Here is a 10422-nt window from a genome sequence, read left to right on the forward strand (position 1 = left end):
CACCGCTATGATCACCACGAGCTGCCGGGGAGGAGGCGCACCATGTCGGAGAGCACGCCCCGGCCCAGCTCCCTCATCCACACCGTGTACGGCGAGTTCGTGCGCCGCCTCGGCGGCTGGATCTCGATCGCCGACCTGATCGCGCTGATGGCCGAACTCGACGTCGACGGCCCGGCGGTGCGCTCGGCCATCTCCCGGCTGAAGAAGGCCGGCACCCTGTTCCAGGAGCGCCGCGACGGCACCGGCTACCGGCTCGCCCCGGCGATGGGCCCGGTCTTCGAGGAGGGCGACCGCCGGATCTTCCACAGCCTGGAGCCCGCCGAACTCGCCGACGGCTGGGTGGTCGCGGTCTTCTCGGTGCCCGAGTCCGAGCGCGCCCACCGCCACCAGCTGCGCTCCCGGCTGAGCTGGCTCGGCTTCGGCAACGCCGCCCCCGGCGTCTGGCTGGCGCCCGCCCGGCTGCTGCCGGACGCCCGGCGGCTGCTGGAGCGCCTCGGGCTGAGCGCCTACGTGCACCTGTTCCTGTCCGCCGAGTACGCGGGCTTCGCCGAACTGCGCACCGCGGTGGCCGGCTGGTGGGACTTCCCCGCGATCGAGGCGCAGTACGCGGCCTTCGACGACGCCTGGCGCCCGGTCGCCGCCGAACTGCGCGGCCGGCCGCGGGTCGACCCGGTCGAGGCGTTCCGCGACTACGTCCCGATGCTCACCCAGTGGCGCCGGCTGCCCTACCTGGACCCGGGCCTGCCCGAGCCGCTGCTGCCCGCCGACTGGAACGCCGTCGCCGCGCGGGCCGTCTTCACCGAGCTGCACGCGCTGCTCGCCGAGCCCAGCCTGCGGCACGTCGAGCAGGTCACCGGCCTGCCGGCCGGCGCCCCACCCCACCAGGAGCCGCGATGACCGACCCCGCCCCCGCCGACCTCCTCGTCCGCGCCGCCGCCGTCCACACCCTCGTCCCCGGCCGGCCGCCGCAGCGGGCGATCGCCGTCACCGGGGCACGGATCACCGCCCTGTCCGCCGACCCGCACGGCCTGGACGACCTGATCGGACCGGACACCGAGGTCCTGGACGCCCCCGCCGCCACGGTGCTGCCCGCCTTCGACGACACCCACACCCACCTGATCCTGGCCGGCCACAGCGTCCACGGCGTCCCCGTCCACCGGGCCCGCGACCTCGCCGCCTTCCTCGGCCTGATCCGCGAACGCGCCGCCCGCACCCCGCCCGGCCAGTGGATCCACACCACCGTCAACTGGCAGGAGGTGCTGCTCGCCGAGCAGCGGCTGCCCACCACCGCGGAACTGGACGAGGCCACCGCCGACCACCCCGTCCTGGTCCGCCGCGGCGCCTACAACATGGTGCTCAACTCGGCCGCGCTGCGCCTCGCCGGCATCACCGACGACACCCCCGACCCGCCCGGCGGCCTGCTCGAACGCGACGACCGGGGGCGGCTCACCGGGCGGCTGGTCAACAAGGCGGTCGAACTGGTCGAGCGGGTGCTGCCGCGCCCCGCGCTCGCCGAACGGGTGGCCGGCCTGCGCGCCGCCTCCGCCGACTACGCCGCCACCGGCATCGGCACCGTCCGCGACTGCCTCGTCCCGGTCGAGGACCTCGACGTGCTGCTCGCGGCCCGGGCGGCCGGCGCGCTCGCCGTCCGGGTCCGGGCGCTGGTCTCCGGCTTCGCCGCCCGCACCCCCGAGCAGGTCGACGAGCTGCTGGACCGGATGGACGCCTGGCGCGCCGCCGGCGAGGACGACGACCTGCTGCGGCTGTGGGGGGTGAAGTTCGGCATCGACGGCGGCTTCGAGGCCGGCGCGCTGGAGGAGCCGTACCAAGGCCGGCCCTGCTACCACGGCCGGCTGCTCTGGGAGCCGAAGGAACTGGTCGCGGCCGTCGACCGGGTGGTCGGGCGCGGCTGGCGGGTCGGCGTGCACGCCTGGGGCGACCGCGGCCTGCGCACCCTGCTGGACGTCTTCGAGGAGGTACTCGACCAGCGCCCCGGCCTGCCGCCCGGCACGCTGGTGGTCGAGCACGGCGGGCTGGCCCGGGCCGACCAGCGGGCCCGGGCGATCGCGCTCGGCATCCCCGTCACCGTGCAGCATCCGCTGCTGCACGACGGCGCGCTCGCCCAGCAGCGGGCCTGGGGCGAGGAGCGCACCGCCGGGATCTTCCCGCTGCGCGAATGGCTCGACGAGGGCGCGCTGCTGGCCGCCGGCTCGGACTTCCCGGTCGGCCCGTACGGCGCGATGGTGTCGGTGTGGGGCATGACGACCCGCCGGACCACCGCCGGGGTGGTCGGGCCCGAGCACGCCGTCGACCGGGCCGAGGCGGTCGCGCTGCACACCGTCCACGCGGCCCGGCTGATGGGCGAGAGCGCCGAACGCGGCAGCCTGCGGCCGGGGGCGCTGGCCGATCTGACGGTGTGGCCGGTCGATCCGCTGAGCTGCCCGGTCGACGTGCTGCGCGAGCTGCGGCCCGAGCGCACGGTCGTCGGCGGGCGGACCGTCCACCCCGCTCCCGCGTGACGGTCCACCACCACCGCGCACCGGGTCCAGCAGCACGAGCCGGACCCGGTGGTGGATCGCCATGGCGGCAGGGTAGTGCCCGGGGCGTGGCACCACCCTGCCGCCGAAACGTTCGACCGCCGAGACGTTCGACCGCCGGGGCCGTCAGCCCCCGACGTAGGCCGCGAGGTGCTCGCCGGTGAGGGTGGAGCGGGCGGCGATCAGGTCGGCGGGCGTGCCCTCGAAGACGATCCGGCCGCCGTCGTGGCCGGCGCCCGGGCCGAGGTCGATGATCCAGTCGGCGTGCGCCATCACCGCCTGGTGGTGCTCGATGACGATGACCGACTTGCCGGAGTCCACCAGCCGGTCGAGCAGCCCGAGCAACTGCTCGACGTCGGCGAGGTGCAGGCCGGTGGTCGGCTCGTCGAGGACGTAGACGCCGCCTTTCTCGGCCATGTGGGTGGCCAGCTTGAGCCGCTGCCGCTCGCCGCCGGACAGCGTGGTGAGCGGCTGGCCGAGGCTGAGGTAGCCGAGCCCGACGTCGGCGAGGTTGGCGAGGATGCGGTGCGCGGCCGGGATGCGCGCCTCGCCGGTGCCGAAGAACTCCTCGGCCTCGGTCACCGGCATCGCGAGCACCTCGCTGATGTCACGGCCGCCGAGGTGGTACTCCAGCACCGAGGCGTCGTAGCGCTTGCCCTCGCACTCCTCGCAGGTGCTGGCCACGCCGGCCATCATCGCCAGGTCGGTGAAGACCACCCCGGCGCCGTTGCAGTTGGGGCAGGCGCCTTCGGAGTTGGCGCTGAACAGGGCCGGCTTGACGCCGTTGGCCTTCGCGAAGGCCTTGCGGATCGGCTCCAACAACCCGGTGTACGTCGCCGGGTTGCTGCGCCGGGAGCCGCGGATGGCGCCCTGGTCGACGGACACCACGCCCGCGCCCCCCGGAATCGAACCGTGCACCAGCGAGCTCTTCCCGGAGCCGGCGACGCCGGTGATCACGGTCAGCACCCCGAGCGGGATGTCGACGTCGACGTCGCGCAGGTTGTTCGCCGTCGCGCCGCGGATCTCCAGGGTGCCGTTCGGCTCGCGCACCGCCTTGCGGACGGCGGCCCGGTCGTCGAAGTGGCGGCCGGTGACGGTGCCGCTGGACCGCAGCCCCTCGACGGTGCCCTCGAAGCAGACCGAGCCGCCCGCCGTCCCGGCGCCGGGGCCGAGGTCGACGACGTGGTCGGCGATCGCGATGGTCTCCGGCTTGTGCTCCACGACCAGCACCGTGTTGCCCTTGTCCCGCAGCCGCAGCAGGAGTTCGTTCATCCGCTGGATGTCGTGCGGGTGCAGGCCGGTGGTGGGCTCGTCGAAGACGTACGTGACGTCGGTGAGCGCCGAGCCGAGGTGCCGGATCATCTTGACCCGCTGCGCCTCGCCGCCGGACAGCGTGCCGGAGGGCCGGTCGAGCGAGAGGTAGCCCAGCCCGATCTCCACGAACGAGTCGAGGGTGTGCCGCAGGGTCCCGAGCAGCGGCGCCACGGCCGGCTCGTCGAGGTCGCGGACCCAGGCGGCCAGGTCGCTGATCTGCATCGCGCAGGCGTCGGCGATGCTGGTCCCGCCGATCAGCGACGACCGGGCCGCCTCGCTGAGCCGGGTGCCCCCGCAGTCGGGGCAGGCGGTGAAGGTGACCGCCCGGTCGACGAACGCCCGGATGTGCGGCTGCAGCGCGTCCCGGTCCTTGGTGAGCATCGACTTCTGGATCTTCGGGATCAGCCCCTCGTAGGTGAGGTTGACCCCGTTGACCTTGACCTTGGTCGGCTCGCGGTGGAGGAAGTCCTGCATCTCCTTCTTGGTGTACTTGCGGATCGGCTTGTCCGGGTCGAGGAAGCCCGAGTTCGCGTAGATCCCCACCGTCCACCAGCTGTCGGTCTTCCAGCCGGGGATGGTGATCGCGCCCTCGGAGATCGACTTGGTGTCGTCGAAGAGCTGGGTGAGGTCGATGTCGGACACGCTGCCGCGGCCCTCGCAACGCGGACACATGCCGCCGGTGATGCTGAAGCTGCGCCGCTCCTTGACGGTCTTCCCGCCGCGTTCGACGGTGACGGCGCCCGCCCCGCTGATCGAGGGGACGTTGAAGGAGAACGCCTTGGGCGAGCCGATGTGCGGCTGCCCGAGCCGGCTGAAGAGGATCCGCAGCATCGCGTTGGCGTCGGTGGCGGTGCCGACCGTGGAGCGGGGGTCGGCGCCCATCCGCTGCTGGTCGACGATGATCGCGGTGGTCAGCCCCTCCAGCACGTCGACCTCGGGCCGCGCCTGGGTCGGCATGAAGCCCTGGACGAAGGCGCTGTAGGTCTCGTTGATCAGCCGCTGCGACTCGGCGGCGATCGTGTCGAACACCAGGGAGCTCTTGCCGGAGCCGGAGACGCCGGTGAACACCGTCAGCCGCCGCTTCGGGAGCTCGACGCTGACGTCCTTGAGGTTGTTCTCGCGCGCGCCGTGCACGCGGATCAGGTCGTGACTGTCGGCACCGGGTGCCGCCGGCGGCTGCGCGGCCGTCCTCGTGGGCTTGCTCATCGTCTTCCCCATCTGTGCGGCGGAGCCGCCGTCGCGGTGGATGATCGCCGGCCGCCGCACCCGGGAGGGGAGCCCCGTCCACCGGTGCCGGCCAGGCATGGCGGAAGCCTAACCGCCGCCCCGGAGACGGCCCGGCCGGTGGGCCCGCGGATCGGCGTCCGGTACCGGCCGCACGGCGTGGCACGACCGCCGGGGCGGCCGGACGGGGGGAGCCCGCCCGACCGCCCCGGCCGGCGTCAGTCCTTCACCGCCCCGGCCGACGTCAGTCCTTCACCGCGCCCGCCAGCCCGGACACCAGCTTGCGCTGGACCGCGATGAAGAAGATCAGCACCGGCACCGTCATCAGCGTCGACGCCGCCATGATGCCGCCCCAGTCGTTCTCGTCCGGCTTGAAGAAGACCAGCAGCGCGGACGGCAGGGTCTGGTTCTGGGTGGCGCTGATGATGAAGGTCTTCGCGAAGACGAAGTCGTTCCACGCGGCGATGAAGGAGAACACGCTGGTCGCGGCGAGGCCCGGCGCCACCAGCGGCAGCAGGATCCGCCACAGGATGCGGGTGCGGCTGGCGCCGTCGATCTGCGCGGCCTCCTCGATCGACACCGGGACGGCCGCGACGAAGCCGCGCATCATCCAGATGCCGAACGGCAGCGAGAACGCCAGCTGCACCAGGATCAGCGAGGCGAGGGTGTTCAGCCCGATGCCCGGCGCGAACCGGCCGGCGTCGCGGAACATGAAGAACAGCGGGATGGTGAGTGCCTCGACCGGGATCATCTGGGCGATCAGGAACATCACCATGATGGTGGTGCGGAACCTGAACCGGAACCTGGTCACCGCCACCGCCGCCAGGAACACCACGACGGCCGAGAGCACCACCACCGACACCGCGATCACCAGGCTGTTCACGAAGTACCGGCCGAAGCCGTCCACGCTGAGCACCTGGCGGAAGCTCTCCAGCGTGGGGTGGGCCGTCCACGGCTTCGGGTCCAGCGACCGCACCTCACCCTTGGGCTTGAACGCGGACAGCACCATCCAGAAGATCGGGAAGGCGGTGACCACGGCCAGCACGATCGCGCCGGTGTTGGCGGCGAACCGCCAACGGCCGCGGGTGTTGCGGGTGTTGCGGCTCCGGGTATTGCGGCTCCGGGTGGTGCCGGTTCCGCCGGTGCCGGTCCGGGAGTCCCGGACGGGGTTCAGGGCGCTCACAGTTCGTTCCCCGTCCGTCGCAGGGTGCGGATGTAGAGGACCGTCGGGATCACCAGGATCAACAGCATGATCACGCCGATCGCCGCGCCGAGCCCGTACTGCGAGGAGGCGAACGCCTTCTGGTACGCGTACACGTTGAGCACCAGGTTCTGGCCGGCGATGCCGCCGCCCTCGGTCATCACGTAGATCTGGGTGAAGACCTTGAAGTCCCAGATCACCGACTGGATCACCACGATGGTCAGGATCGGCCGCAGCATCGGCGCGGTGATCCGGCGGAAGGTCGTCCAGGTGTTGGCGCCGTCCAGGGCGGCGGCCTCCATGATCTCCTCCGGGATCGCCCGGATCCCCGCGTAGAGGGTGACCATCACGAAGGGGAAGGAGTGCCACACCACGACGGCGCCGACGATCAGGAACGCCGTCCACTTGTCGTAGAACCAGTTGAACTCGTGGAAGCCGGTGAGCCCGAGCTTCACCAGCGTGTGGTTGACCAGGCCGAGGTTGGTGTCGAACAGGAAGCTCCACACCGTCGAACCGGTCATCGCCGGCGCCGCCCAGGCCGCCATCGCGGCGGTGGTCAGCACCAGCCTGGGCCACCGCCCGACCTTGGTCAGCAGGACGGCGAGGGTCGCGCCGACGGCCAGGGTGGCGACCACGCAGAACGCGGCGAAGCCGACCGTCTGCAGCAGCACCGACCAGAACTGGCCGTCGCTCAGGATCTTCGAGTAGTTGCCGAAGCCGACGAAGGAGGTCGGGGCGCCCCCCGAGGCCTGGGCCTGCCCGAAGTCCAGCACGGACAGCAGGCCCAGCTGGTAGATCGGGTAGGCGACCAGCGGGATCAGGATGACCGCGGCCGGCAGGAGCAGCAGCAGCGGGGGCCGGCGGCGCCGGCCGCCCGAGGGTGCGGCCGGCGCCGTGCCCCCACGGCGCCCGCGCGGGGAAGGCGGCGCCGTCGGGGCGGTCGTGGTGGATGCGGACACGTGCGGGACCTGCTCTCTTCCGCGGACCAGGAGGTCGGTGCGGGACCAGGAGGTGGTACGGGACCAGAGGTTGGGGGTGGGGCCGGGGGTCGGAGGCGGGTGGGCAGCCGCCGTCAGTGCGCGGCGAAGGCCGAGGTGATCTGGTTCGCGGCGTCGCCCGAGGCCTTCGCCACGTCCGCCTTGCCGGTGACCACCTGCTGCAGCATGGTCGGGATCACCGCCTGGGCGTCGATCTGCGCCCACGCCTGGTCGAGCGGGACGAACCTGGTGCCGGCCGCGATGGTGTCGGTGAACGGCTTCAGGAAGGCGTCCTTGGCGGCGACCTTGCCGCTGACGGACTTGAGCGTCGGCAGGTTGCCCATCGCGTCGTACATCTGCTCCTGGTACGCCGGGCCCGCCAGCAGTTCGGCGAATTCGAGGGCGAGCGTGCGGTGCTTGGCCGCCTTCATCACGCCGAGGTTGTTGCCGCCCGCGAACGCCGGGGCGATCGAGCCGGCCTTCTCCCCGGGCAGCGGCACCACGCCGTACTTGCCCTTCACCGGGCCCCCGTCGACCTTGCTGCGGCTGGAGTTGGGCAGGATCGCCATCGCCGACTTGCCGGCCGCGAACAGGTCGACGGTCTTGCCGCCGGTGAGGTCGGCGCACTGCTGGGCGGGGCAGCCGTCGGCGCCGAAGAGATCGGTGTAGCGCTTGATCCCGGCCTGCGAGGCGGGCGAGTTGATGGCCGCCTTGTACGCGGAGCCGTCCTTGGCGGCGATGTCGCCGCCCGCGTCCCAGACGAACGGCAGCGCCCCGAAGGTGTACTTGCCGCCGACGGCGATGCCGAAGGTGTCGGGGTGCGCTGCGTGGATCTTCTGGGTGGCGGTGACCAGTTCGGCGTACGAGGTCGGCGGGGTCAGCCCGGCCTCGGTGAACAGGTCGCTGCGGTAGTAGAGCGCGCGCACGGCGACCCACCAGGGCAGGCCGTACGTCTTGCCGTCCACCACGGCGGTCTTGACGATCGCCGGGTCGAGGTCGCCCTTGTCCTGCCACTTGTCGAGGTCGGCGCCGATCTCGGCGAGGCCGCCGGCCGCGACGTAGCCGGGGAGGTCGGTGTTGCCGAACTCGACCAGGTCCGGGGCGCTGCCCGGGTCGTTGAAGGCGCCCTTCATCTTGGCCGCGCGGGCGGAGGCGTCGGTGTCGATGTAGCTGACCTTGACGGTGACGCCCTGGTGGGAGGCCTGGAACTCGCTCACCGCCTTGCCGACCACGGCCTCCTTGGCCGCGTTGCCCGCCTCGTTGTACAGCCAGACCTGGAGGGTGCCGGTCCGGTCGTCGGCGGCCTTGTCGCCGGCCGGCGCGGCGGTGCCCGGCGCGCAGGCGGTCGCGGCGAGGCAGCTGGCGGCGAGCACGGCGGCCGCGGCAGTCCGTCTGATGAGTCGCATGGGTGGAGAACCTCCCCTCCCGACAGTTGCCGCCGAGACGTGCGCCGCTGGGGACGGGTACGTCGAAGCAGGCCCTGACCGGGGCCGATGGTGGGTGTGGGTGGAGGACGGCCCGGACGCGTTGGGGGGCGTCCCGGGCAGGCCGGTACGGGGGTGCGGCAGGGCGGACCGTTCGGGTGGGGCGGCGTCGCCTGCTCGATGGCAGGGACGTTAAGCGCGGGCGATCGGCGCCAACAAGAGGGGGTTCGGGAAGTTTTGCACTGCACAACGTTGTGTCGAAGAAGCGGCGTTGCGAACGCGAACGGGTACCTTCTGACAACCGCCGCCGTCGAGCGGGGGAACACCGGCAGAACGCGGCAGCAGTACATGGCAGCAGCACTCGACAGCGGAACGAGACAGGGGACGGACCACCCATGACGGAGACGGGGCCCGACGCGGAGACCGAGCGGCCCGCGGGCACGGCGGCCGACAGACCCACCGGCGCGGCGGCCGACAGACCCACCGGCGCGGCGGCCGACAGACCCACCGGCGCGGCGGCCGAACGGCCCTCGGGCGCGGCCGCCGGGCGCAAACCCGCGACCGAACGCAACCAGTCGTCCTCGCTGCGCCGCGCGCTCGCCGTCCTCGGCCACGTCCGCGACCACAGCGACGGGCGCGGCGTCCCGCTCGCCCAGCTCGCCGAAGCGCTCGGCCTCAACAAGAGCACCGTGCTGCGGCTCGCGGGCCCGCTGCTCGACGAGCACCTCCTCGACCGCGACCGCGAGACCGGCTGGTTCCGGCTCGGCCACGGCTCACTGCGCCTCGGCCAGGCCTACCTCTCCACCCTCGACCTGCGCAGCGTCGCCGCCGAACACCTGCGCCGGCTCCAGCGCGAGGCCGGCGAGACCGTCCACCTGACCGTCTGGCAGGCCCCCGGAATCGTCTACCTGGACAAGGTCGAGGACGAGACCAACGTCCGCATGGCCTCCCGCGTCGGCAGCCGGGCCCCCGCCTACTGCACCGCCACCGGAAAGGCCATCCTCGCCTGGCTGCCCGACGAGGCCGTCACCGAGGTCGTCGCCGCGGGCCTGCGCCCGGTCACCGCCTGGACCATCTCCGACGAGACCCGGCTGCGCGCCGACCTCTCCCGGATCCGCGCCCGCGGCTACTCCATCGACGACCGCGAGAACGAACCCGAGGTCCGCTGCGTCGCCGCACCGATCTTCGACCACGCCGGCGAGGTCACCGCCGCCCTGTCGGTCTCCGGCCTGACCTCCCGCATGACTGCCGCCCGCGTCCGCGCCCTCGGCCCCGTCGTCGCCCAGGCCGGACTGCGGATCTCCCGCGAACTCGGCTCCGACCGCCAACCGTCCTGAATCACCGGCGGAACTCGCCCGCCTCACCAAGTCCTGACCGCGCACCGAAACAGCCCGAAAAAGCGAATGAGGCCCGGCGCCTTTTGAAAGGCACCGGACCTCGTCCGACAATTGGAGCGCCAGGCCCGGATCGCACGGACTCTTCCTACTGAAAGTAGGACGTGCTCTGGTAGCACCACTGACGCCTGACGAGGAATCATCTCCCTCGCGACACCCAGAACAATACCAGCCCCACACCCACACACCGAACCCCGGCCAACCCCCACCCCAAAAGCAAACAAGGCCCGGCGCCTTTTGAAAGGCACCGGACCTCGTCCGACAATTGGAGCGCCAGGCCCGGATCGCACGGACTCTTCCTACTGAAAGTAGGACGTGCTCTGGTAGCACCACTGACGCCTGACGAGGAAT

7 protein-coding genes are annotated in these 10422 nt (G+C 72.3%); 3 read left to right on the top strand and 4 right to left on the bottom strand.

Going from position 1 to position 10422, the window contains the following annotated elements:
• The first annotated feature begins 42 nt into the window (after positions 1-42).
• Positions 43-897 carry a PaaX family transcriptional regulator C-terminal domain-containing protein gene (locus ACFWPT_RS34800; protein ID WP_380486754.1) on the top strand — a complete coding sequence of 285 codons (855 nt, stop codon included), beginning with the start codon at positions 43-45 and terminating at the stop codon, positions 895-897.
• Positions 894-2519, top strand: coding sequence for an amidohydrolase (locus ACFWPT_RS34805; RefSeq protein ID WP_380342506.1), 1626 nt, complete (start codon positions 894-896; stop codon positions 2517-2519). The genes ACFWPT_RS34800 and ACFWPT_RS34805 overlap by 4 nt, the downstream gene beginning before the upstream one ends.
• A gap of 144 nt (positions 2520-2663) precedes the next feature.
• On the opposite strand, the gene ACFWPT_RS34810 is transcribed toward ACFWPT_RS34805, so the two are convergent.
• From ACFWPT_RS34810 to ACFWPT_RS34825, 4 genes are all read right to left on the bottom strand, one after another.
• Positions 2664-5057: an excinuclease ABC subunit UvrA gene (locus tag ACFWPT_RS34810; protein ID WP_363371080.1), complete on the bottom strand. Its 2394-nt coding sequence runs from the start codon at positions 5055-5057 to the stop codon at positions 2664-2666.
• 262 nt (positions 5058-5319) lie between these two features.
• Positions 5320-6123 (bottom strand): carbohydrate ABC transporter permease, encoded by an 804-nt coding sequence (locus tag ACFWPT_RS34815; protein ID WP_063351601.1) that lies wholly within the window; start codon positions 6121-6123, stop codon positions 5320-5322.
• A gap of 131 nt (positions 6124-6254) precedes the next feature.
• A complete protein-coding gene (locus ACFWPT_RS34820) occupies positions 6255-7235 on the bottom strand; it encodes a carbohydrate ABC transporter permease (RefSeq protein ID WP_063350256.1) in 981 nt (326 codons plus the stop codon).
• A 113-nt stretch (positions 7236-7348) separates the two neighbouring features.
• The gene (locus ACFWPT_RS34825) at positions 7349-8659 is read right to left on the bottom strand and encodes an extracellular solute-binding protein (protein ID WP_063350255.1); all 1311 of its coding nucleotides are present in this window, start codon (positions 8657-8659) and stop codon (positions 7349-7351) included.
• 413 nt (positions 8660-9072) lie between these two features.
• On the opposite strand from ACFWPT_RS34825, the gene ACFWPT_RS34830 reads away from it, so the two are divergent.
• The gene (locus tag ACFWPT_RS34830; protein WP_380486757.1) at positions 9073-10014 is read left to right on the top strand and encodes an IclR family transcriptional regulator; all 942 of its coding nucleotides are present in this window, start codon (positions 9073-9075) and stop codon (positions 10012-10014) included.
• The last annotated feature ends 408 nt before the right edge of the window (positions 10015-10422 follow it).

Source organism: Kitasatospora sp. NPDC058478 (assembly GCF_042720345.1).
In the GTDB taxonomy this organism is placed as follows: Bacteria; Actinomycetota; Actinomycetes; order Streptomycetales; family Streptomycetaceae; genus Kitasatospora.